Source organism: Streptomyces sp. NBC_00335, from assembly GCF_036127095.1.
Taxonomy (GTDB): Bacteria; Actinomycetota; Actinomycetes; order Streptomycetales; family Streptomycetaceae; genus Streptomyces.
In genome coordinates this window covers 634,108-657,078 of the sequence record NZ_CP108006.1, presented here as the reverse complement: position 1 = coordinate 657,078, position 22,971 = coordinate 634,108, and the positions used below count along the sequence as shown (strand labels likewise).

At 73.0% G+C, this 22,971-nt stretch carries 18 protein-coding genes, 1 tRNA gene and 1 riboswitch; of the genes, 10 read left to right on the top strand and 9 right to left on the bottom strand.

Annotated features, from left to right (window positions below; translation table 11 throughout):
- Positions 1-66: 66 nt before the first annotated feature.
- Positions 67-3,390: a S8 family peptidase gene (locus tag OHA37_RS02920; RefSeq protein WP_266902118.1), complete on the bottom strand. Its 3,324-nt coding sequence runs from the start codon at positions 3,388-3,390 to the stop codon at positions 67-69.
- A 457-nt stretch (positions 3,391-3,847) separates the two neighbouring features.
- Between OHA37_RS02920 and OHA37_RS02915 the strand changes: the two genes are divergently transcribed.
- The 3 genes from OHA37_RS02915 (at position 3,848) to OHA37_RS02905 (ending at position 5,470) form a co-directional block, all read left to right on the top strand.
- Positions 3,848-3,923 (top strand) — tRNA-Trp (locus tag OHA37_RS02915).
- An 88-nt stretch (positions 3,924-4,011) separates the two neighbouring features.
- Positions 4,012-4,521: a GNAT family N-acetyltransferase gene (locus OHA37_RS02910; RefSeq protein ID WP_266902116.1), complete on the top strand. Its 510-nt coding sequence runs from the start codon at positions 4,012-4,014 to the stop codon at positions 4,519-4,521.
- A gap of 40 nt (positions 4,522-4,561) precedes the next feature.
- Positions 4,562-5,470: an aldo/keto reductase gene (locus OHA37_RS02905; protein WP_266902114.1), complete on the top strand. Its 909-nt coding sequence runs from the start codon at positions 4,562-4,564 to the stop codon at positions 5,468-5,470.
- 51 nt (positions 5,471-5,521) lie between these two features.
- Here the strand turns inward: OHA37_RS02905 and OHA37_RS02900 are convergent, their stop codons facing one another.
- Positions 5,522-5,974, bottom strand: a complete 453-nt coding sequence (locus OHA37_RS02900) for a hypothetical protein (RefSeq protein ID WP_266902112.1) — start codon at positions 5,972-5,974, stop codon at positions 5,522-5,524.
- A gap of 184 nt (positions 5,975-6,158) precedes the next feature.
- Between OHA37_RS02900 and OHA37_RS02895 the strand changes: the two genes are divergently transcribed.
- From OHA37_RS02895 to OHA37_RS02875, 5 genes are all read left to right on the top strand, one after another.
- Positions 6,159-7,241, top strand: a complete 1,083-nt coding sequence (locus OHA37_RS02895; protein ID WP_266902110.1) for a helix-turn-helix domain-containing protein — start codon at positions 6,159-6,161, stop codon at positions 7,239-7,241.
- Between the two features lie 9 nt (positions 7,242-7,250).
- Positions 7,251-7,390: riboswitch (cobalamin riboswitch) on the top strand.
- A 37-nt stretch (positions 7,391-7,427) separates the two neighbouring features.
- Positions 7,428-8,420, top strand: a complete 993-nt coding sequence (locus OHA37_RS02890) for an ABC transporter substrate-binding protein (RefSeq protein WP_266902108.1) — start codon at positions 7,428-7,430, stop codon at positions 8,418-8,420.
- Positions 8,417-9,472 carry a FecCD family ABC transporter permease gene (locus tag OHA37_RS02885; RefSeq protein WP_266902106.1) on the top strand — a complete coding sequence of 352 codons (1,056 nt, stop codon included), beginning with the start codon at positions 8,417-8,419 and terminating at the stop codon, positions 9,470-9,472. The genes OHA37_RS02890 and OHA37_RS02885 overlap by 4 nt, the downstream gene beginning before the upstream one ends.
- Positions 9,469-10,269, top strand: a complete 801-nt coding sequence (locus OHA37_RS02880; RefSeq protein WP_266902104.1) for an ABC transporter ATP-binding protein — start codon at positions 9,469-9,471, stop codon at positions 10,267-10,269. The genes OHA37_RS02885 and OHA37_RS02880 overlap by 4 nt, the downstream gene beginning before the upstream one ends.
- Complete coding sequence (locus OHA37_RS02875; protein WP_266902102.1) at positions 10,247-11,791, top strand: PE-PGRS family protein; 1,545 nt, start codon at positions 10,247-10,249, stop codon at positions 11,789-11,791. The genes OHA37_RS02880 and OHA37_RS02875 overlap by 23 nt, the downstream gene beginning before the upstream one ends.
- A 64-nt stretch (positions 11,792-11,855) precedes the next feature.
- Here OHA37_RS02875 and OHA37_RS02870 read toward each other — a convergent pair whose 3' ends face one another.
- The 6 genes from OHA37_RS02870 to OHA37_RS02845 all read right to left on the bottom strand — a co-directional run bounded on the left by OHA37_RS02870 (position 11,856) and on the right by OHA37_RS02845 (position 19,758).
- Entirely contained in the window at positions 11,856-12,245 is a 390-nt protein-coding gene (locus OHA37_RS02870) for a VOC family protein (protein ID WP_266902100.1), read from the bottom strand.
- A gap of 171 nt (positions 12,246-12,416) precedes the next feature.
- The gene (locus OHA37_RS02865) at positions 12,417-14,033 is read right to left on the bottom strand and encodes a N,N-dimethylformamidase beta subunit family domain-containing protein (RefSeq protein WP_266902098.1); all 1,617 of its coding nucleotides are present in this window, start codon (positions 14,031-14,033) and stop codon (positions 12,417-12,419) included.
- An 84-nt stretch (positions 14,034-14,117) separates the two neighbouring features.
- Positions 14,118-16,511, bottom strand: coding sequence for a polysaccharide lyase 8 family protein (locus OHA37_RS02860; RefSeq protein ID WP_266902096.1), 2,394 nt, complete (start codon positions 16,509-16,511; stop codon positions 14,118-14,120).
- A gap of 99 nt (positions 16,512-16,610) precedes the next feature.
- Positions 16,611-17,456: a sugar phosphate isomerase/epimerase family protein gene (locus OHA37_RS02855; RefSeq protein WP_266902094.1), complete on the bottom strand. Its 846-nt coding sequence runs from the start codon at positions 17,454-17,456 to the stop codon at positions 16,611-16,613.
- Entirely contained in the window at positions 17,453-18,610 is a 1,158-nt protein-coding gene (locus OHA37_RS02850) for a dihydrodipicolinate synthase family protein (RefSeq protein ID WP_266902092.1), read from the bottom strand. The genes OHA37_RS02855 and OHA37_RS02850 overlap by 4 nt, the downstream gene beginning before the upstream one ends.
- The gene (locus OHA37_RS02845; RefSeq protein ID WP_266902090.1) at positions 18,607-19,758 is read right to left on the bottom strand and encodes a Gfo/Idh/MocA family protein; all 1,152 of its coding nucleotides are present in this window, start codon (positions 19,756-19,758) and stop codon (positions 18,607-18,609) included. Before OHA37_RS02845 ends, OHA37_RS02850 begins: the two co-directional genes overlap by 4 nt.
- Before the next feature lie 213 nt (positions 19,759-19,971).
- Here OHA37_RS02845 and OHA37_RS02840 point away from each other — a divergent pair, with 213 nt between their 5' ends.
- On the top strand, positions 19,972-21,084 hold the full coding sequence (locus OHA37_RS02840; RefSeq protein ID WP_266902088.1) for a LacI family DNA-binding transcriptional regulator: 1,113 nt from the start codon (positions 19,972-19,974) through the stop codon (positions 21,082-21,084).
- On the top strand, positions 21,081-21,881 hold the full coding sequence (locus OHA37_RS02835; protein ID WP_266902086.1) for a sugar phosphate isomerase/epimerase family protein: 801 nt from the start codon (positions 21,081-21,083) through the stop codon (positions 21,879-21,881). The genes OHA37_RS02840 and OHA37_RS02835 overlap by 4 nt, the downstream gene beginning before the upstream one ends.
- On the opposite strand, the gene OHA37_RS02830 is transcribed toward OHA37_RS02835, so the two are convergent.
- On the bottom strand, positions 21,869-22,861 hold the full coding sequence (locus OHA37_RS02830; RefSeq protein WP_266912469.1) for a hydroxyacid dehydrogenase: 993 nt from the start codon (positions 22,859-22,861) through the stop codon (positions 21,869-21,871). The genes OHA37_RS02835 and OHA37_RS02830 overlap by 13 nt on opposite strands.
- Positions 22,862-22,971: the final 110 nt, after the last annotated feature.

Here is a 22,971-nt window from a genome sequence, read left to right as displayed (position 1 = left end):
TGTTCTCCACGGTCACGTCACGTCAGGTCGGACGGACGGACGGACAGACGGACCGGTTCGGTCACCTCACGGCACGAGCCGGTAGGCGTTCGTGATCGTCTCGCGCACGGTGTTGCCCGCCTTGTCCTTCAAGTCCACCTGGAAGGAAACGGACTTGGCCGTCGCCGGGTGCTGGACGTTCACCGAGCGGGCCCCGCCCGCGTCGGTGGTCACCGTGAGGAGCTTCCAGGTCTTGCCCTCGTCGAAGGAGACCCGGACGGTCAGTGCGGCGACCTGCCCGGCCCCCGCGGCCGGCCCGCCCAGGTGCAGCGGAACCTTCAGATCGGCTCCCACCCGGGCCGTCCCGCGCAGGCTCAGCGTCGGGGCGAACCGCACCGTGGACAGCGGCAGTCGGACCGACTCGTCCCCGGTCGGCCGGGCCGAGGTGAAGGTCCAGGCCGCGGCCACCTTCGTGCTGGTCGTGGTGTCCAGCGGGGAGCGGCTCGCCTCCGCGCTCAGCCGGTAGACCGCCGAGCCGGCCGGAACGTCCGCGTTCACCTGGCCGCCGTCCGACCCCTCGGCGATGACCTTGCCGCCGGACTCCAGCCGGGTGAAGCCCCTGGTGACGACCGAGCCGCCCACGTGTCCGCTGCCGTCGTTGAACAGCCGGAGATCGGCGTAGATGTTGTCGCCGGTCCGCCGCCCGCCGGGCGCCTCCTGTCCCTCGTCCTCCATGCTGGGTCCCACCACGCCGAAGTTGAACTTCACGGCGCTGCTGCCGCCCGGCCTGTAGCTGGTGAGGCCTACGTCGTAGCCCATGCGCGTGTCACCCTGGGCATCGAGCTGGTACGCGTTCCAGGTCCAGCGGACCCCGACGGCGCTGACGTACTGGATGCCGGACAACGGCAGGTCCTGCTCGATGGGGTCGCGCATGCCGAAGGCGGACGTGCCGGTCACGTCGTAGGGATTCATCCAGATCAGGCCCTTCGCCCCGGTGACGGACGCCGCGAAGCCGAGTTTCAGCTCGGCGACCTCGGCCCGGGTGACGGTCTTGGTGAAGCCCGTGAACCAGCTGCCCGTGCGGTTGAAGGCGAGCCGGTAGTCGACGTTCTTGCCGGCCGCACCGGGGTTCTTCCACAGCCCGTTGAACTGCGCCTGCAGACCGGCGCTCGCCGCGCCGAGCGCCGCGGTGCGGACCTGTGTCTGCCCGTCGAAGTTCCAGGAACTGCCCACCCGCGCGTTCGGATCGGAGTACCCGATGGTGCCGCCGACCAGCCGGGCCGCCGGATCCGGAGCGGTGACGGCCAACGGCTTGGCCTGCCGGGCGTCGAGGGCGATCGTGGTCTTCGCGGTCACCTTCACGACCGGCTGGACGAAGACGGCCATGCGGCCGTCCGGGCCGAAGACGACGCTCTCCAGCTGGTAGTCACCCCGGGGAATCCGCTTCACGACGGTCCCGCTCGCCGAGAAGGGGAACTTGATGCGTCCCGGCATCTCCCGGTCGATCTTGGTGAACATGCTGGAGTAACCCGTCGGAGCCGCGCCGTCGACATCGGTGTGCCGCAGGACGACGTCGTACGCCTCCGCCTCGCGGACCACCACCAGGCCGGTGCGCACCGACTGGCCGCCGCCGGCGGCCAGTACGCTGCCGCCGTACGTGCCGTCGGCCGTGCCCTTGCGGGTGTCGACGGTGACGGTGGTGGTCGCGGTGCCACGGGCGGGGACGGTGAGCTGGGCGTCCTTGAGGGTGAACATGCCCGCCGGGGCCGGGCCGCCGCCCGGGCCTGTCGTGGTCGCGCTCAGCTTGAGGGTGACGGGGGTGGTGCCGTAGTTGCGGTAGGTGAGGAGCTTGCCGACCGGCTTGTCGTCGCCGTGCGGCCAGAGCTGCGTACCGAAGTCGACCGAGTCGGGAGTGGAGACGACGACGGCCGTGGCGGCCCGTGCCAGGTCGACCCGGCCGGAGCCCTGTTCGGAGGCGTTGAGGGCCGGGTCGGGCCGGGCGGATCCGGTGAGCAGCGCCTTGATCTGGGCTCCGCCCCAGGTGGGGTGCTGCTGGAGCGCCAGGGCGGCGGCGCCCGTGACGTGCGGGGCGGCCATCGAGGTGCCCGACAGGGCGGTGTAGCTCTTGCCGTCGGGGTTCCAGGCGTGCGTGCTCAGGGCGGCGGTGATGTCGACGCCCGGAGCGGTGATGTCCGGCTTGGAGACTCCGTCGGCCGTCGGGCCGCGGCTGGAGAAGTCCGCGATCAGGTTCTGCTTGTCGACCGCGCCGACCGTGAGCGCCGCGGGGGAGCTTCCGGGCGAGGCGATGGTTCCGGGCAGATCGCCGCTGTTGCCCGCGCTGATGACGAAGAGGGCCTTGGGAGAGAGGCGGGCGACCGCCGCCTCCTTCGGGTCGACGCCGGGGAAGTCCTGCCCGCCGAGGCTCATGTTGACGACCTTCGCGCCCTGGTCGACGGCCCATTGCATCCCGCTGATGATGCCCGAGTCGACCCCCCAGCCGTCGTCGTTGATGACCTTGCCGTCCAGGATCCGCGCCCCGGGCGCCACGCCCTTGTAGCGGCCCCCCGACTGGGCGCCGGTCCCGGCGACGGTGGAGGCCACGTGGGTGCCGTGCCCGTTGCGGTCGAGGGAGTCGGGAGCGTCGCTGAAGTTCTTCTCGGCGATCTCGATGCCCTTGAGGTCCGGGTGGGCCTGGTCGACGCCCGTGTCCAGGACCGCGACCTTGACGCCCGTGCCGGTGTACCCGGCCTTCCACATGACGGGTGCGCCGATCTGCGGCACGCTCGTGTCGAGGGAGGTGCGGACCTTGCCGTCCAGCCACACGCGGGCGATGGGCGTGGTGGGAGTGGCTCCCTGCGCACGGGCGTCCGTACCGGCGGTGACCGCCGACCACAGGGCCGAGGCCTCGGACTTGGAAACGTCGAAGGCCTCGCCGTCCACGGAGGGCAGCGGACGGCGCTCGCGCGCGATGCGTGCGAACGGGTCACCGGTCGCGAAGGCACCCACCGTGGCGCCGTCCTTCCGGTAGGCGACGATCAGCGGCAGTGCGCCGCGGTGCGCGTCGTCGTACCCGTCCCTGGCCAGCTGGGCGACGTCGAACAGCCGCTGGTCCAGGACCCCGTCGTCGACCAGGCGCAGGGCGTCCACCGGAATGACGTACGTGTGCCCGGACTCGCGCCGGACCGAGAAGGTGGTCTTCTCGCGGCCGGCACCCTGGGTGATCCGGACGACGGCGCCGTCGCCGCCGACGACCACGCGGTCACCGGTGATCAGCGTCACCGTGGCCTCCGTCGACGGTTTCGCGCCGGCCTTCGCGGCGGCCTTCGTGCCCTGGTCCGAGTCCTGGTGCGTGCCCTGTGCCGTGGAGTTCGCGGCCAGTGCCGGCTGGGCGCCGGCCGCGGCCGTTCCCATGATCAGCGTCCCGGCCACAGCGGCTGTGAGCGCCGCTGTTCCCGCCCTTGTCCTGGATGCCACCCGTTTCCCCCAATTCGGAATGCGCGCCAGCGCGTTCGCCGGTATCACGCACCCGGAACGGCATTCGGTTCTCCACGGCCACAAGAGGGAGGGTGCGTTCCGCGGGGACGCACCCCAGGGGGTGATCGGAGGGGGGGGCGCCGGCGTCCTCCGGGGGCGCGTCGCGAAGGCAACCGTCCACGGCGCAATACGTTTCGTCTCAAGGTGCGGACGTCAGCCGGACCGGCCGCGGCGGGATGAGCCCCTTCCGGTATCGCCCTGACCAGCGAAGACGGTCCGCCCATCGACGGGGTCGGGTCCGCCGGCGCCCGCACCCCGGGAGGAGACTCGTCGCGTTTGATCACCGAATTCAGTGGATCTTCGGCGTGCGCCATGGCATGGTTGGTCTCACCGAAGGGGCGTAGCTCAGTTGGTAGAGCACCGGTCTCCAAAACCGGTTGTCGTAGGTTCGAGCCCTGCCGCCCCTGCCAAGTTCGCGTAGGTGTTTCATCGAAAGGGACCCCGGGAGATTCTCCCGGGGTCCCTTTTCGCTTGCCCCCGGGGCGTAGCCTCCCTTGGGTGACGAAGATCGTGACCTATGTGGAGATGACCGACCCGAGTCAGCTCGTCCCCGGCGCTCCGGTCCCGGGCTTGCGGCTCGTCGCCGTGGGCGAGGACCTGTCGCAGGTGCCCGACCTGATGGCAAGGATCGGCGCGCCGTTCCAGTGGCGCAGTGCCCGCCGCGGCCCACAGGAGTGGCAGGCGTGGTTCGCCGAGCATCCGGGCCGGACGTGCTGGCTGCTGACCTTGGCGGACGAGCCGGCCGGCATGGTCTGCTACGACCTCCATCCGGGCGCCGACGTCGAGATCAGGACCTTCGGGCTCTTGCCGGAGTTCACCGGGAAGGGGCTCGGCGGCCACGCGCTGACGCTCGCGATCCGGCAGGGCTGGACCCTGGTGCCGGGCGTGCGCCGGGTATGGCTGCACACGTCCTCGGGCGACCACTCGAACGCGCTGCCCAACTACCACCGCCGAGGGTTCCAGACCTTCAAGACCGAAGAGGACGCGTCGGATTCGGGCATGCCTTAATCAATGGCAGGCCGGCCGGGTGCGCGGACATGATCGCGCCATGACCTCACAGACGATCACAGCAGCGGCATCCGGCACCTGGACGCTCGGCGACCTCACGGTCAACCGGATCGGCTTCGGCACGATGCGCCTGACGCAGCACGGTGAGGCATTCGCGGCCGGGGCGGTTCCGCGGGACCGCGACCAGGCGATCGCCGTACTGCGCCGCGCGGTCGAGCTGGGCGTGAACCACGTCGACACCGCCGCGTTCTACTTCTCCTCGTCGCGCTCGGCCAACGAGCTGATCAACCGGGCACTGGCCCCCTACCCGGACGAGCTCGTCATCACCACCAAGGTCGGACCGGGCCGCGACCCCTCGGGCCAGTGGCTGCCGCACGCCGCGCCCGAGCAGTTGCGCGGCCAGGTCGAGGAGAACCTGCGCCAGCTCGGCCGCGACCACCTCGACGTGGTGAACCTGCGCATCGTCGGCAGCGACTCCATCGCCGAGCGCTTCGGCGCACTGGCCGACCTGCGTACGGCCGGACTCATCCGGCACCTGGGCCTGTCCAACGTCCGCACCCACCACCTCGCCGAGGCCCGGAGCATCGCACCGGTGGTCTGCGTCCAGAACATGTACGGCATCGGAGCGTCCCCCGAAGAGAAGGAGCTCCTGGACATCTGTGGTGAGCAGGGGATCGCGTTCGTGCCGTTCTACTCGATCGCCGGAACCGGACGCACCGCCGGCGCCACCACCGGACCGAGCCGTGAAGTCCGCTCCGTCGCACGCGCCCACGGCGTGAGCGCAGCCCAGATCCGGCTGGCATGGACCCTGCACCAGGGCTCCCACGTTCTGGCCATCCCCGGCACCGGCGACCTCGGCCACCTGGCCGAGAACGTCGCCGCCGGCTGCCTGCGGTTGTCCGAGGGCGAGCTCGCGACCCTGGCCGCTGACCGGTACGAGACGGCATGAGGCGGTGGCCGACCGGCCACCGCCCGGATTCCGCCCCGCCCTCGGAGGGGCTCAGTAGGTCGGGCAGAGGTTGGCCTGAACGGCCGCGACGATCAGGGCGGACTTGACGGGACCGAAGCCGTCGGGGTGGTTCGGGCCGATGAAGCGCTGGTTCGCGCCGGCCAGTCGCTTGGCCGGGTCCTTCTCGCCCTTGATGGACTGGCACTGGTCGAGACCGCGCGAGACGGCCTTGTCGTCCTTGCCGTTGACGATCTCGGGGTCGATCGCGTCGAGCGCGGCCAGGTAGGCGGCGCGCTGCGCGGGTGCGGGGCTCGGCGGGAGGCCGGTGTCGGGGCGGGCCGCGCTCGGATCGGCGCTGGGCTTGCCGCTCGGACCGGTGCTCGGCACGGTCGAAGCCGGGGCGGAGGTCTTGCCGGGGGCCGGAGCGTCGGAGTCGCTGCCGCACCCGGTGAGGGCGAGGAGTCCGGCGCCGGTGAGGGCGATGATCACATGGTGTCTGCGCATCGGGTCATGATCGCCCGGGTCCGGCACCTGTGGGGCCGCTGTCACCGGGCTGTGACACGGCCCGGCCTCGGCCGTCCCGTTCGGATCGTGCCGGTCGGGTCCGCGCCGTCCGGTGCCGCACCCCGGCGCGCTGCCGGGCGGCGCGGACCGGCACGATCCGAACGGGACGGCCTAGCCTGGGGTAATGACTGCCACCGCCGGGCGCGAGCCCCGGTCCGACCTGCGGGACTTCCTGCGTTCCCGCCGAGCCCGGATCGGCCCCGAGGCGGTGGGCGTCGCCGCTCATCCGGGAAGGCGGCGCGTGCCCGGGCTGCGGCGCGAGGAGGTCGCGCAGCTCGCGGGGGTCAGCGTGGACTACTACACCCGGCTGGAGCAGGGCCGCACCCTGCACGTATCCGCCGAGGTCCTCGACGCCGTGGCCCGTGCGCTGCGGCTCGACGCCACCGAGCGGTCCCACCTCTTCGACCTGGCCCGGCCGCAGCGGTCCCCGGGGCGCGCCGCCGACTCGGCGGGCGGCGGCCCGGGCCCCGCGGGAACCGACGGACCGCAGCGGGTCCGGGCGGGCCTCTACCGGGTGCTGGACGCCCTGGACGACGGCACCCCGGCGATGATCATGGGGCGCCGGCTCGACGTCCTGGCCGCGAACCGGCTCGCGGAGGTCCTCTACGCCGACTTCGGGGCGCCCGAGGGGGACGGGCTGGAGGGGGACGGGCCGGAGGGGGACGGGCCCGAGGGGGGCGCGGTGGGGGCGGACGCTGTGAAGTCGGGCGCCGCGGAGCTGGACACGGTGGAGCTGGACGCGGTGGAGTCGGGCGTCACAGTGGGGTCGGGCACACCGGGCCAACGCGGCCGCAACCTCGCCCGGTTCCTCTTCCTCGACCCCGCCGCCCGCGCGCTCTTCGCCGACTGGGAGAGCGCCGCGCGCGGAGCCGTCGCCGCGCTGCGCTTCTACGCCGGCCGGCACCCGTACGATCCCGCGCTGAGCCCCCTCGTCGATGAACTGGCCGCGCTGGACGCGGACTTCCGCCGCTGGTGGGCCGGGCACGACGTGCTCGAACACACTCATGGCACCAAGCGCTTCCGGCACCCCGCCGTCGGTGAACTGGCCCTGGAGTACGAGTCCCTCACCTTCCCGGACGACCCCGACCAGACCCTCTACCTCTACACGGCCGAGCCGGGATCACCCTCCGACGAAGCGCTGCGGACCCTCGCCTCCCGGCCGGCGGGAGCGGCGCGGGCGGCCGGCGCGGGGCACCCGAGGCGCTGACGCCCCGCCCTTCTGGCAGACTGGGCCGCGTTATCCAGGCGGTGCAGGACAGGAAACCGGTGCGAATCCGGTGCGGTCCCGCCACTGTGACCGGACACCCCCGCGCGGGGACCCGGGAGTCAGACACTGACGCACCGCCTCTTTCGGTTCGACCAGGGGACGCGGATCCCCCGGAGAGGCTTCACCATGTCTTCGTACCCCCGTGCGCTGCTGCGCGCGCTCCTGCCCGTCCCCCTCCTGATTCCGCTGGCCGCGTGTGGGGGATCGCCCGCCGCGCAGGACGCGAAGGCGGCGGTGGGAGCCGCGCCCGGCTTCCCGTACACGGTCACCAACTGCGGTGTCACCAGCACCTATCAGGCCCCGCCGCAGCGTGCGGTCGCCATGAACCAGCACGCCACCGAGATCCTCCTGGCCCTCGGGCTGGAGGGGAAGACGGTCGGCACGGCCTACCTGGACGATGCCGTACTGCCCGCCTACCGGCCCGCGTACGACAAGATCAAGGTCCTGGCGAAGGAGTACCCCTCCAAGGAGATCCTCCTCGGCGCCAACCCCGACTTCGTGTACGGGGGTTACTCCAGCGCCTTCGACAAGGCGCAGGGCCGCGACCGCGAGGGACTGGCGAAGTCCGGCATCAACTCCCGCCTCAGCGTGGAGTACTGCACCGAGGGCAAGGTCGGCCTCGACCAGCTCAGGACCGAAATCACCGAGGTGGCGCGGACCTTCGGCGTTCCCGAGCGCGGCGAGCGGCTCCTCGCGGACGAACGGCGCCGCATCGAAGCCGTCAGCGCACGCGTGAAGGACCGGGCCAAGCCCGCCGTCTTCGTCTACGACTCGGGCGAGGCCTCCGCCTTCACCTCGGGCGGCAAGGGCATCGGCAACGAGATCGTCGCGCTGGCGGGCGGGACCAACGTGTTCGCCGACCTCGACGACACCTTCGGCGACGTGTCGTGGGAGAAGGTCATCGAGCGGAAGCCCGAGGTCGTCCTCATCTACGACTACGGCGGCACCACCGTCGAAGCCAAGAAGCAGCGCCTGCTGAACGACCCGGCGCTGGCCCAGGTACCCGCGATCAAGAACCGGCGGTTCGTCGTGCTGCCGCTGTCCTCCGCCGTGCTCGGAGTCCGCATCGCCGACGCCGTCGAGTCGCTGGGCGGCCAGCTCCACCCCGACGCCGCGTGAGGCTGCGGGCCGCCGGCGCGCTCACCCGTACGCCGGTCGTACTGGCCCTGCTCGCCGTCGCGCTGGCAGCGTCGGCCCTGGCGGGGCTGGCCCTGGGACCGGTACGGATCCCTCCGGGTCAGGTGCTCGACATCGTGCTCGCAGGGCCGGGGCCCGGCGGGGGAGCGGGCGCCTTCGGAGCGATCGTGTGGGACGTCCGGATGCCGCGCGTCCTGCTCGGGGCCGTCGTCGGCGCGGGACTCGCCGTCGCGGGAACCGTGCTCCAAGCCCTCGTGCGCAATCCGCTCGCCGACCCGTTCCTGCTCGGAGCCTCCTCCGGGGCCTCGGCCGGAGCCGTGCTGGTCATCGTCTTCGGCGCCGGGTTCCTCGGCTTCGCGGGCGGCGCCGCCGTACCGCTCGCCGCGTTCGCCGGGTCGATGGGCGCGCTCGTCGCCGTCTACGCGATGGCCCGGCGCGGCGGCGCCATGACCACCGGCCGGCTGATCCTCGCCGGAGTCGCCGTCCAGTACGTGCTGTCCGCCCTGACCAGCCTGATCCTGGTGCTGGCAGCCCACCCCGACCAGATCCGCAGCGTGCTGTTCTGGACCCTCGGCGGGCTCGGCGGTGCACGCTGGGGCGAACTCGCCCTGCCCGCCGGCGCCCTGCTCCTGGGCACCGCACTGCTCGTCGCCCTCGCCCGGCCGCTCGACCTGCTGCTCGCGGGGGAGGAGGGCGCCCGGACGCTCGGGCTGGACACGAGCCGGTTCCGGGCCGCCGTGTTCGTCCTCACCTCGCTCGTCATCGGCGTACTGGTGGCCTACAGCGGGGCGATCGGCTTCGTGGGGCTGATGGTGCCGCACGCCGCCCGGATGGTCGTCGGCGCCGGACACCGGGCGCTGCTGCCCGTGGCCGCCCTGGGCGGGGCGGTGTTCCTGACCCTGGCCGATCTGATCGCCCGTACCGCCGCCGCACCGGAAGAGATTCCGGTCGGCGTGGTCACGGCGCTCGTCGGCGGGCCGTTCTTCCTGTGGATGCTGCGCAGGTCCACCCGTACCGAAGGGATCGTGGGATGACGGCCGGGGCAACGGAACTCGCCGTCGAGGCCGTGCGTTACGAGATCGACGGGCAGCCGCTGCTGCACGGGATCGACCTCACCGCCCGCCCCGGCGAGACGGTCGGAGTCGTCGGCCCCAACGGCAGCGGCAAGACGACACTGCTGCGCTGCGTCTACGGCACCCTGCGCCCGACCGGCGGGCGCGTCCTGCTGGACGGCGTGGACGCGGCCTCGCTGGGCGTCAAGGACCGCGCCCGGCGGGTGGCGGTGGTGCCCCAGGACGCGGCGGGCACCTTCGGGCTGACCGTGCGCGAGGTGGCGGCCATGGGGCGCAGCCCGCACAAACGGTTCTGGGAGCAGGACGGACCGGACGACGTGCGCCGCGTCGCGCGGGCCCTGGACACCGTCGGCGCGGGCACCCTCGCGGGCCGCCGCTTCGACGGGCTCTCGGGCGGCGAGCGCCAGCGCGCCCTGGTGGCCCGCGCCCTCGTCCAGGACCCCGGCCTGCTCGCCCTGGACGAACCGACCAACCACCTGGACATCCGCTACCAGCTGGAGATCCTCGGCCTGGTCCGCGCCCTGCCCGCCACCGCCCTGCTGGTCCTGCACGACCTCAACCTGGCGGCGATGTACTGCGACCGCCTGTACGTCCTGGCGGGCGGCCGCGTGGCCGCCTCGGGCACCCCGGCCGAGGTGCTGACGGAGCCGTTGCTGGCCGAGGTCTACGGGGTCCGCACCCGCGTCGGCACCCACCCGACGACGGGCGCGGTCAACATCGTCTACCTTCCGGAGGATGGGGACCGAACGGGGTACTGAGACGGACGTGACGGCGGGTTGGGAAGACCTGGAGTTCGGGGAGGCGGTGAGCCGGCGGCTGCGCCAGGACCGACGGGAGGGCCTGAGCATGAACCGGGCCGCGCCCGACGAGATCCTGGTGGGGCTCCTCGGCATCAGCGACCAGCTGCTGTACCGCGCGGACCTGCCGCAGGCGGTGGTGGAGGCCGCGATCGCGCACCCGGACCGGCGCGTGCGCGGCAGCCTCGCCGAGCACCGGGGCGTCACGCTGCGGTTCCTCAGGACCGGCACCCGGACCTGCGTCACCCTCACCACCGAACAGTGGTCCCGGCTCGTGCGGGGCGAGCCGGACGACCGGCGCCGGTACGGGCTGGCGTACCTGGCGGACGCCGCCGGGGGCCTGCTCACCGAGGACGTGTACGAAGCGCTGGCGGCGGCCCGCTCCGACGAGGCCCGGGCGGACGCCGCGAGCCTGCCCCGCATGCCGCACCGGCTGCTCCGGGCCCTGGCCGCCGATCCGGCGGCCACCGTGCGCGCGGCGGCGGCCGAGGCGGGCTGGGCGGATTTCGACGAGGCGATCCGGGCCCGCCTGGCCGAGGATCCCGCCGAGGTGGTGCGGACGGCGGTCGCGCTGGCCCGGCACGAGGAGGCCCCGGTCACCTGCGAGCTCTTCGACAGGGCGAGGGTGACGTTCGACCTCGTCGAGACCAGACGGCTGGACCGGGACCTCGTACAGCGCCTGAGCGGGAGCCCGGACCCCACCTGGCGGAGGTTCCTCGCGGAGAACCCGTACCTGGAGCCCGGCCAGGTCGCCGTACTCGCCGCCGATCCGGATCGCTCCGTACGCCTCGCCGTATCGCTGCGGCCCGAGCTGACGGAGGACGAACGGGCCGGCTTCCTGCCGGGCCTGGAACTGGACGCGATGCGCCGCCCCGCACGGTGGGTGATGGACCTGCACGGTGATCCCGGGGCGATGCGGCGGATCGCCGGATCCGTGCATCCCGTGCTGCGCGGCAGCGTGGCGATGGCCCGGCGGCTGCCGGCCGATGTCGTGGAGCGGCTGGCCCGGGACGAGGACCGGACCGTGCGGCTGTTCCTCGCGGAGCGGTGCGACGACGCCCCGGCGGACATGCTGCTGGAGGTCTTCACCTGGTGGACCGGCAGCTTGTCCACGCCGAACCGCCCCTACGGCCACCCGAACTTCCCCGGCCGGAACCTGCTCCGCTACGCCGAGGACCCCCACCGGCGGCTGCGGCAGCTCGCGCTGGACGACCCGGACTCCACGGCGGAGCTGGTGGAACGCTTCAGCCGGGACGAGGACGAGGAGGTCCGGGCCCGGGCGGCGACCGACCCCCGGCTGTCCGGGGAGTCGGCGCAGCGGCTGCTCGGGGACCCGTCCCCGTCGGTCCGCCGGGAAGCCGTGGAGCATCCGCGGCTGCCGGTGCCCGCGCTGGTCGCGCTCCTCGGCGACGAGCGGACGGCGGGAGCGGCGGCCCGGAATCCGGCGCTGCCGCTGTGGGTCATGCGGCGCATGCTCGACTGAACGCCACCGCGGTGTGCACGGGATCCGGCGGCGGGGCGTGCGAGTCCCCGCCGCCGGGCCGGTCCTACTCCTTGAAGCCGCCGTACGGGACGGTGATCAGTTCCATGCCGTGGCCCGAGGGGTCCTCGAAGTAGACGCCCCGGCCGCCGTCGTTGTGGTTGATCTCGCCGGGGCGCTGCCCGTGCGGATCGGCGAAGTAGGTGATCCTCGCCCGCTTGATCTTCTCGAAGGCCTCGTCGAACTCGGCCTCGGAGACGAGGAACGCGTAGTGCTGCGCGGTGATGGACTCGGCGGGGATGGTCGCGAAGTCCAGGGTGACGCCATTGGCGATCTCGATGGGGATGAAGGGGCCCCAGGGGGCTCCGACCTCCAGGCCGAGGAAGTACGCCAGGAACTCCGCCGACTCCCGGTGGTCACGGGAGTGGATGATCGTGTGGTTGAGCTGAACCGTCATGAGTGGATGCCTCCGAAAGGCACGTCCCGGCACCTCCATGCCTCACCCAGCCGGTGACCGACACGCGATGCCGCGACATGATCATAAACAGCCCCTTCGGGTGGAGTCCAGTGCGATGTGGGTGGGGCCCGGCCCCCGTACGGCGGGGCCCGGCCCCCCGTACACCGGGCCCTAGCCCCCGTACACCGCCCTGACGTTGTCCTGCGCCGGATGCGTCCGTCCCGCCGGGCCGGCCGCGAAGGCGCGGAGCAGGTTCTCCGTCACCCGGGTGGTCAGGGCGCCCGAGCGGGCGTCCAGGCCGTGGTTGGCTCCGCTGCGGCCGTCGCCCTTCGCGTCGAGGGCCTCCACCCAGCGCATCGTCCCCGTCGCGAAGACGGCGGCGCCGCTCGGCGTCGTGTAATACGCCGTGTCCTGGTGGCTGGGGCGGCCCTCGCAGACCACGGGGGAGTGCGCCAGGATCTCGATCGGGCGCGGGGTGGTGAAACCGGTGTTGACCTTGTCGTACTCCACGCCGACCAGGTGCGGGAAGCTGTCGCCGGCCTTCGCGCCGGTGCCCTCGAAGAGCCAGTGGCCCGGGTGCGTCACCACGTACGGGGCGTCCACCGGGTAGCCGTCGTAGATCACGCCGAGCAGCGTGCTCTCCGGGTCGGCGGCGGGCGGCGACCGGAAGTCGACGGTGGCCGGGTGGCCGCGCTTGAAGCCGGGATCCTGCTCGTAGGAGGACTTGTAGCAGACCACCGTACGGTCCGGCCCGAGCTCGGAGGCCTCCAGCCGGATCCGGCGGTAGCAGCAGTTCGCGCCCAGGATCGCGATGTTGGTGCCCGCGTCCCGGGCCGCCGTGACGTGCGCGCGCTGCTCGGGCGACCAGTACTCGTCGTGGCCGAGGGAGAGGACCGCCGAAGCACCCTCCAGCAGCCGCTTCTCGCGGGCCAGGTCGGTGGTGGTCGTGTACGCCAGGGGGATGCCGAGCCGCTCGGCGAGCGCGAGCAGCGGAGCCTCGTACACCAGGAAGAGGCCCGCGCCGTCGTCGTACTCGTAGGGCCGGTCGAAGGTCACGGCGAGCGAGCGCGAGGCGTATCCGCCGCTGGGGCCGTCGTAACTGCCGTATCCGCCCCAGCGGTTGTACGCCTGCCAGGTCGCCACCGCGTTGACCACGACGGTACGTCCGGTCGTGGCGGCGGACCGCACGGTGACGGGGACGAACCGCTGGCCCTCCCCGCCCTGCGCGTCGAGGCGCAGCAGATAGCAGCCCTCGGGCCAGTCCTTGGTCTCGACGGTGGTGCTACGGGCCCACCGGGTGCGCACCGTACGGGTCGCGGTGTCCACCGTGTGGTCGGGCTGGCGCACCCCGGGAAGGGCCTCGGAGCGCCAGACCAGGCGGGCCCGGGCGCCGCCGTACCAGCCCATGCGGTAGGCGGAGACGGTGAACCGGGGCGCGGTGGTGGAGACGTGCAGGCCGAAGGACTCGCCGGGCAGCACGCTGACCCGGTCGGTGAAGCCCTCGATGGCGCGGGCCGGGCCGGCCTTGGCGACCTGCCAGTCGGCGTTCCCCGGGCGGGCGTTCTCGGCCCGGACGTCGAAGCCGCGCGGCCCCTCCTGCTTCTCCGGGGGACGGGACGGATCCCGGCTCTCGCCGGGCCCCGCCCCGTCCGCCTCCCCGGCGTCCCCGTTCGCGCAGCCGGCCACGGCTCCCAGCCCGGCGGCGGTGGCAGCCGCCCCCGTCGCCAGGGCGAGGAACCGCCGCCTGCCCGCGCCTTCGCCGTCCCCGGATATGTGCTCCTGATCCATGCGGGTCACGCTATGTCACCCTGTGGGCTCCGCTTCGATCGCCCCGCGGGGGGTCCGGAGATCGATCAGGAGAGCGTCCGGAGGTCACCCCAGCTTCACCTTCACCACCTGGCTCGCCCCCTCCAGGGCCGTGAGGCTGCCGAAGCCGAGCCGGAGGGTGCTCCCGGTGCTCGCCGAGGCCAGGCTCGCCGGCTGGGACAGCACCTGGGTGACGGGCCGGTTCCACACGAGGGTCAGTGCCGACAGGGTGCGGGTCGGGTCCGAGACGCAGACCACGGCCGTGCCGTCGCCGGGCTCCCGCACCGTGACCGAACACGGCGCGCTCGCCTGCAGGGCGCCGATCGTCGCGGGCTGCCAGAAGTTCACCCCGGTGAAGCCGAGCGAGCCCACCGTCACCCCCTGGGCGGTCGGGTTGTTGGAGAGCACCGTGAGCCAACCGGTGGCGGCGGACCGGGCCGAGGTCTGGGCCGCCGAGGCGCCCGGCATCAGCTGGTAGACGTAGCTCCCCGCGGCCGGGTTCGTTCCGTGGTCGTACCAGAGGGTGAGGTAGCGCCGGGTGAGGACCGCGGTGGAAGCGCTCCGGTTGATATCGCTCCACCGGCCGGTACGGGCCTCCCGCAGTGCCCGGAACGTGCCCGAACCGGACATCACATAGCCGCCGAAGCCCGCCAGGTGCGCCCAGCCGGGCCCGGGGAAGGAGGCCGTCCAGCCCAGCGTGGCCGGCTGGACCGTGCCGCTCACGGTCAGGGCGTGGGCGCCGGTCGCGCCCAGGTTCCGGTTGTCGATGACCGTGTCGACCGCGGCGCCGTCGGTGGAGCTGATCCCGGCGCCCAGGCAGACCACCGTGTCATCGAGGAAGAACCAGGACTTGCGGGCCGTGAGGGTGCTGCCCAGCCCCTTCAGGTGCTGGCCCACCGAGGCGAACTCCCCGTCGGTCGTGCCGCCCACCCAGGTGACGTCCGGCCGGGACGCGCCCCAGTCGCCTCCCGCTCCGTCGGCCAGCGCCTTGCGGGAGGCGGTGGTCCCGGGCAGCCGGTACGGATTGACCGTGGGCCAGAACGCGTCCGAGTACTGGCCGTTCCCGGAGGTGGAGCCCCACCAGGAGAGCATGCCACTGCCCGTGTGCCAGCCGCGCAGGTTCTCGCCGTTGCCCGTCTCGTAGTGCGTGATCCGCTTCGAGGCCATGGACAGGGAGGCCGCCCAGGCCGGTCTGCGGTGCGTGGCCCGGTCCATCGAGGGGAACAGCCGGTGCGCCACCGGCTCGGGCAAGGCCGTGACCGCGGCGTCCGACGAGACTTCGGAGAGCCGGGCCAGGGACGACAGGCTCTGGGTGGCGTCCGACAACGGGGGGCTGTAGTAGTCCCGCGCCGTCCAGCCCTTGACCAGACCGCGCCAGCGCGTCCGTTCGCCGGCGGACGCGCCCTCGGCGAGGAGCAGGATCGCGGCGAGGACGGAGTGCCCGCGGGTGTGGTCGTCCAGCTGTGCCTGGAGGGGATCGGCGACCTGGACCCCCCGGCTGGGGGCCCGCCCCGAAACCGCGTCCATCATCAGCCCGTTGTAGAGGAACGGCGCCCACGCGTGCTCCACCGCGTCGAAGACGATCTGCGCGCCGGGATCGGTGACCTCCCACGCCGTCCCCTTCAACAGGCCGAACAACATGCCCAGTCCGCCGAGCATGACCGAGCCGTACGAGCCCGTGTACGCGACGTAGGTGTGCTGGATGAAGGAGCCGTCGCGGTAGAGCCCGTCGCCGGAGGTGACGTACGGGAACACCGGCGTGAGCGCGTCCCGGGCCAGGGCGATCTTCGCGTCGTCACCGCCCACCACACCGCGCAGCGCGAGCACCCGGCACAGGTCCACCCGGTTCGCCCCGGTGCTGGTCCCGGAGTACGAGCCCACCGTCGAATCGGGGACGAAGTGGTCCACGGCGGCGCAGTATCCGGCGAGCTGCGCCGCCGACAAGTGGCCGTACATCAGGACGACGGTGTCGAGCAGCGCCTGGGGGGCGCCGATCTGCCAGCACCACCAGTTTCCGTACCGCGCCTGGCCGGCGTTGTAGACCTGGGCGTGGAGGTGGTCCAGCCCGGTCAGTACGGCCGTGCGCAGCGCGGCGTCGCCGGTGAGCCCCGTCCCCGGTCTGACATAGGCCTCGGCCATGCTCCGCAGCCGGTAGTAGCTCTGCGCCATCCACTCGGGGTCGGAGGTGAAGACCTGGTCGGGCCAGAGCGAGCCGGTGGCCGGGGCCATCGAGGAGCGCCACTGGCCGGCTTGCGTGCCCAGCGCGGTCAGCCGGGTGCGGAAGGGCTCGGCCGTGGGGGAGGACACGGTCCCCAGGACGAGGCCCTGCCACACCGCGCGCATGGCGGCGTGCACAGCGGTCACCGTCCCGGCGGTCGCCGGGAGGACGGGGGTGCCGAGCAGCACCACGCTGCCACCGACCGCCGTGAGGAAGGCACGGCGGCTCCACACATCTGTCATCACAGTCTCCTTTGACTGAAACGCTGCATCGCCTGAAAAGCTGCATCGCTTTTAAAGCTGTGGCCCCCGTGGTTTTCGGTTCACGCACCCCCCTTCACCTCATGCGACGTGCTCGCGGTAGCGGTCGATCACCTCCCGCAGCACTTCTTCGCCGTCGCGGGCCCACAGCCCGGGATGGAAGATCTCCACCTCGACCGGCCCCGAATACCCCGCGGAGTCGGTCAGCTCCCGGAAGGCCCGCAGATCGATCGAGCCGTCGCCCAGCTGTCCCCGGCCCAACAGCACGCCCTCAGGGAGCGGCGTCACCCAGTCGGCGACCTGGACGGACACGATCCGCCCGGCCTCACCGGCCCGACGCACCTCGGAAGGCAGCCGCTCGTCCCACCACAGGTGGTAGGAGTCCACGACCACCCCCACCCGCGACGCCGGGAACTCCTCGGCGATGTCCAGGGCCTGACCGAGGGTGGAGACGACACAGCGGTCCGCCGCGTACATCGGGTGCAGCGGCTCGATCCCCAGGCGCACCCCGTGCCCGGCGGCGTACGGGACCAGGTCGCCGAGGATGTCGACGATCCGCCGCCGGGCTCCCGCCAGGTCCCGGTCCCCGTCCGGCAGGCCTCCCGAGACCAGGACCAGGGCGTCGGCGCCCAGTTCGGCGGCCTCCTCCACGGCGCGGCGGTTGTCCTCGAGGGCGCTCGCGCGCCCCACCGGATCGGCGGCGGTGAAGAAGCCGCCCCGGCACAGCGAGCTGACCCGCAGTCCGGCGTCCGCGACCAGCTTCGCGGCCTCCCGGACCCCGAACCGCTGCACGGGATCGCGCCACAGCCCGACCGCTCCGACCCCGGCGGCGGTACACCCGGCCACCAGCTCGGGGAGCGACCACTGGCGGATCGTCTCCTGGTTCAGGCTGAACCGGGCCGGCGACGGCGTCGTTGCCGGGCTCATGACGCCACCCCGTGCAGCGCGAGCAGCCGGCGCATCCGGTCCTCGGCGAGCTCCGGGTCGGGGAACAGGCCGAGATCGTCGGCCAGTTCGTAGGCGGTGGCCAGATGGGGGAGCGAGCGGGCCGAGTGCAGTCCGCCCACCATCGCGAAGTGCTCCTGGTGTCCCGCGAGCCATGCCAGCAGCACGACCCCGGTCTTGTAGTAGCGGGTGGGCGGCGCGAACAGGTGCCGCGACAGGGGCACCGTCGGATCCAGCAGCTCCCGGAACCCGGCCGTGTCGCCCTGGTCGAGGGCGAGGGCCGCCCGCGCCGCGATCGGGGCGATCGGATCGAAGATGCCCAGAAGGGCGTCGCTGGCCAGCTCGCCGTCGCCGGCGATCAGCTCCGGATAGTGGTAGTCGTCGCCCGTGTAGCAGCGCACACCCGCCGGCAGCCGCCGCCGGATGTCCACCTCGCGCGCCGCGTCGAGCAGCGAGACCTTGATGCCGTCGACCTTCTCCGGATACTCGGAAATGATCTTCAGGAAGACGTCCGTGGCCTCGTCCAGGTCCGCGTGACCCCAGTACCCCTCCAGCGCGGGGTCGAACATCGGCCCCAGCCAGTGCAGGACCACCGGCCGCGAGCTCTGCCGCAGCAGCCTCCCGTACACCTCGGAGAAGTCCTCCGGGCCGCGCGCCGCCGAGGCCAGAGCCCGGGAGGCCATCAGTACGGCCGTCGCCCCGCACTCCTCGACCAGCGCCAGCTGCTCCTCGTACGCCGCGGTGACCGCGGCCAGGGAATGCGTGGTGTCCGCGGCCAGCTGGTCGGTGCCCGCGCCGCAGACGATCCGGCCGCCCACCGACCGGGCCTCGGCGGTCGAACGGCGGATCAGCTCCGCCGCCGCCGGCCAGTCCAGGCCCATCCCGCGCTGCGCCGTGTCCATGGCCTCGGCGACTCCGAGGCCCTGCGCCCACAAGGTGTGCCGGAAGGCCAGCGTGCTTTCCCAGTCGATCACCGGGCCGGATTCGGCCGAGGCGGAAAGGGGGTCGGCCACCACGTGCGCGGCCGAGTAGAAGGTGCGGCTGTGGGCCGGGCCGCAGGTGAGCGGCGCCAGTGGAGCGGTGACCGGCGCGTGCAGGCGCAGCGCGCCGTCCGCCGAGGGGAGCCGGATGCTCACAGCGCCACCTCCGGGACCACCAGCCGCCGTCCCTCCGCGGAGGAGCGCAGCCCGAGGTCGGCGAGCTGTACCCCGCGGGCCCCGGCCAGCAGGTCCCACTGCCAGGGTTCGTCCCGCACGACATGGCGCAGGAACAGCTCCCACTGGGCCTTGAAGCCGTTGTCGGCGGGGTTGTTGTCCGGGACCTCCTGCCATTGGTCGCGGAACGTCTCGGTCAGGGGCAGGTCCGGGTTCCACACCGGCTTCGGCGTCGTCGCGCGGTGCTGGATCCGGCAGCCGCGCAGCCCGGCGACCGCCGAGCCGTGCGTCCCGTCCACCTGGAACTCGACGAGCTCGTCGCGGTTGACCCGGACCGCCCAGGAGGAGTTGATCTGGGCGACGGCGCCCCCCTCCAGCTCGAAGATCCCGTACGCCGCGTCGTCCGCGGTGGCCTCGTACGGCTTGCCGTCCTCGTCCCAGCGGCGGCCGATGTGGGTGCGCGTCAGCGCCTGCACCGTGCGGACCCGGCCGAACAGCTCGTGCAGCAGGTACTCCCAGTGCGGGAACATGTCGGCGACGATGCCGCCGCCGTCCTCGGAGCGGTAGTTCCACGAGGGGCGCTGGGCGGACTGCCAGTCGCCCTCGAAGACCCAGTATCCGAACTCCCCGCGGACGGACAGGATCTCGCCGAAGAAGCCGCCGTCGATGAGCCGCTTGAGCTTCAGCAGGCCCGGCAGGAACAGCTTGTCCTGCACCACCCCGTGCTTGACTCCGGCCGCGTCGGCCAGGCGCGCGATCTCCAGCGAGGACTCGAAGGTGAGGGCGGTGGGCTTCTCGCAGTACACGTGCTTGCCGGCCGCCACGGCCTGCCGTACGGCCGCCTCGCGGGCGCTGGTGACCTGGGCGTCGAAGTAGATCTCCACCTCGGGATCGGCCAGCACCGCCGACAGGTCCGTGCTCACGTGCTCCAGGCCGTGCCGCTCCGCGATGGCCCGCAGGGCCTCCTCGCGGCGCCCGACCAGCACCGGCTCCGGCCACAGCACCGTGCCGTCGCCGAGGTCGAGCCCGCCCTGCTCGCGCAGTGCGAGCAGGGAGCGGACCAGGTGCTGGCGGTATCCCATCCGCCCGGTGACGCCGTTCATGGCGATCTTGATCGTCTTGCGCTGCACGGTGTCCCCCTCCTTCGTCTTGTTGCGTGTTCTTTGTGTCTCGTGACGGAGAAGGCTGCATAGAAAGCGCTTTCTCTTCGATCAGGCTAGGGCCGCGCACGGTCGCGGTGCAAGACTCTTACGGGTGATAGAAAGCGCTTTCTTCATCGGCGAGTATGGAGATCCACGCGCCGGGTGAGACGATGGCCCGGGACGGATCGGAAGGAGGGGATGATGGCGGTCACACTCGCCGAAGTGGCGGCGCACGCGGGCGTATCGCCCGCCACGGTCTCGCGCGTACTGAACGGTGGATACCCGGTGGCGGGCGGCACCAGGACCCGCGTGGAGCGGGCGATCGAGGACCTCGGCTACATCGCGAACGGCCCCGCGAGGGCCCTCGCCGCGGCGACCTCGGATCTCATCGGAGTCCTCGTGCACGATGTCGCGGACAGCTTCTTCGGGATCCTCGCCGGATCCCTGCAGAGCGCCCTGGGCCCCGGCGGCCAGGGCGGCGCACGGCGGCTCGCCGTCGTCTGCAACACCGAGGGGGCCCCCGCCGCCGAGCTGGACTACCTCGCCCTCCTGGAGGGCCAGCGGGCCGGAGGGGTCGTCCTGACCGGCGGCGCCGTGGAGGAGCCGGAGCACACCCGGGCGCTCGCAGCCCGCCTCGCCCGCATCGCGGCCACCGGCGCCCCGGTGGTGCTGTGCGGGCGGCCCCCGCTGCCCATGCCCGCCGGACTCCCCGTCGCCACCGTCATGTTCGACGACCGGGGCGGCGCCTTCCGGCTCACCGAGCACCTGCTGGCGCTCGGCCACCGGCACATCGCCTACGTGGCCGGCCCGCCCGGACTGAGCACCACCCGGGAGCGCCTCGCCGGACACCAGGACGCCCTGCGCGACCACGACCCCGCACTGCCGGCGCACTGCGCAAGCCTCACCGTGCACGCCGGGTTCGAGCGCTCCGCCGGATACGACGCCACCCGTGAACTGCTCCGCCGCGGAGCGCCCTTCACGGCCGTGGCCGCCGCCAACGACACCGTCGCCACCGGGGTCGCCGCGGCCCTGCGCGAGGCCGGCCTGCGGATACCCGAGGACGTCTCCGTCGCCGGCTTCGACGACCTGCCCGTCTGCGTCGACACCGCCCCCGCCCTCACCACCGTCCGGGTGCCGCTGCGGGAGGCCGGGGTGCTCGCGGCCCAGCTCGTCACGGGCCGCAGAGCACTGCCCCCCGGCGGCATCACCACGCTGCCCGCCGAGCTGATGGTGCGCGCCTCCACCGCGCCGCCGCCCGCCGCCGGACCGCCCGCCGCCGGACCGCCCGCGGCCATCGGAGGGGGCCGTCCGTGAAGTACGCCTTCTCCACCCTCGGCCTGCCCGGCACCCCTCTGGAGCGCAATGCGGACCTCGCCGCCACGCACGGCTACGAGGGCCTCGAACTGCGGGCCCACCCCGAGGAACCCCTGCACCCCGACAGCCCCGCCGGCGACCGTGCGGCCGGCCTGCGCACGCTGACCTCCGCCGGCGTCACCGTCCTCGGAGTCGCCGGCTACGCCCGGGTGGCCGCGCCCGGTCCCGACGAGCCGGTCCTCGCCGAGATCCACGCCCTGGTCCGGCTCGCCGCCGACCTCGAAGCCCCCTACGTACGGGTCTTCCCCGGCGGCGGTGACCTGCCCCCGGCCGAAGCCGACGGGCACGCGGTCCGCAGGCTCCGGGCCGCCGCGCCCTTCGCCGAGCGGCACGGGGTCCGGATCCTGCTGGAGACCCACGACTCGCACCGCACCGCGACCAGCACGGCCCGGGTCCTCGACCGGGTCGCGCATCCGGGCGCGGGCGCGCTGTGGGACGTACTGCACACCTGGCTCGGCGGCGAGTCGCCGGCCGAGTCGAGCCGGACCCTCGCCGGGCACCTGGGGTACACGCAGGTCAAGGACGTGGCGTCCGCGCACGAGCTGACCCCGCTCGGGCTCGGCGGGGGAGCGCTGCCCCTCGCCGAGGCGGTGGCCCTCCTGCCGCCGGGGGGCTGGCTCTGCTGGGAGTACGAGAAGCGCTGGTATCCCGGCGCCGGCGAACTGCCCGAGCGGCTCGGGCCGGGCCGGGAGTACTTGGAGCGGCTGGTCCGCGCGACGGACCGTCAGGCCGAGTAGCCGAGCCGGTCCCGGTCGACGGCGTGGCGGAAGCCGAGGCCCGAGGCGTAGCGCTCCAGTTCCCCGACGGCCGAAGCCGCCAGCCTGTCCAGCTCCCCGCCCAGGGAACCGGCCACGTGCGGGGTGAGCAGCACATTGGGCAGGTCGTACAGCGGGGAGCTCGCGGGCAGCACCTCCGGCTCGGTGTGGTCGAGCACGGCGTGCAGCCGCCCCGAGACCAGTTCCCCGGTCAGCGCCGCGGTGTCGACGAGCGAGCCGCGCGCGGTGTTGACGAGGGTGGCCCCGTCCGGCATGAGGGCCAGCCGGGGCGCGTCCAGCAGCCGTCGGGTCTCCGGCAGTTCGGGAGCGTGCAGGCTCACCACGTCGCTGCGGGAGAGCAGTTCGTCCAGGGCGACGGCCTCGGCGCCGAGGGCGGCGAGCTCGGCCGGATCGGCGTACGGATCGTGCACGAGCACCCGCAGGTCGAAGGGGCGCAGCAGTTCCAGGACGCGCCGGCCGATGAGGGAGGCGCCGATCAGCCCGACGGTGCGGCGGTAGTTGCCGACGGCGGGATAGTGCCGCAGCGGGTCGACGTGGCCGCGGGCGGCCCGGTAGGCGTGCGCGGAGTCCAGTACCCGCTTGTTGGCGAACAGGATGGCGGCGAGCGTGTACTCGGCGACCGGCAGGGCGTTCACGGCGGCGGAACTCGACACCAGCAGCCCCCGATCCCAACAAGCCTCGGTCACATGGTGTTTGACGCTGCCGGCCGCGTGCACGACCGCCCGGAGCTCCGGCATCAGCTCCAGCGCCCGTGCGTCCAGCACAGGACAGCCCCACCCGGTGAACAGGACCTCGGCCACGGCCAGCCGCTGCCGCACGGCCTCCTCGCAGGAGGCGGCGCCGAAGTCGGTGACGAGCAGTCCGGGGTCCACATCGGCGACCCGGACCAGCTCCGGAAGGATCCGTTCTCCGAGGACGGCGGCCCGGGTTCCCGGGCTCATGGCGAGCACGGTGACCGGCCTGCGGGGCGCGGCGAGGGGGGAGGGGACGGAGTCGGAGGCGGGGTGGGTCACTTGACGGCTCCTGCGGTGAGATCCGAAGTCCCGATGGT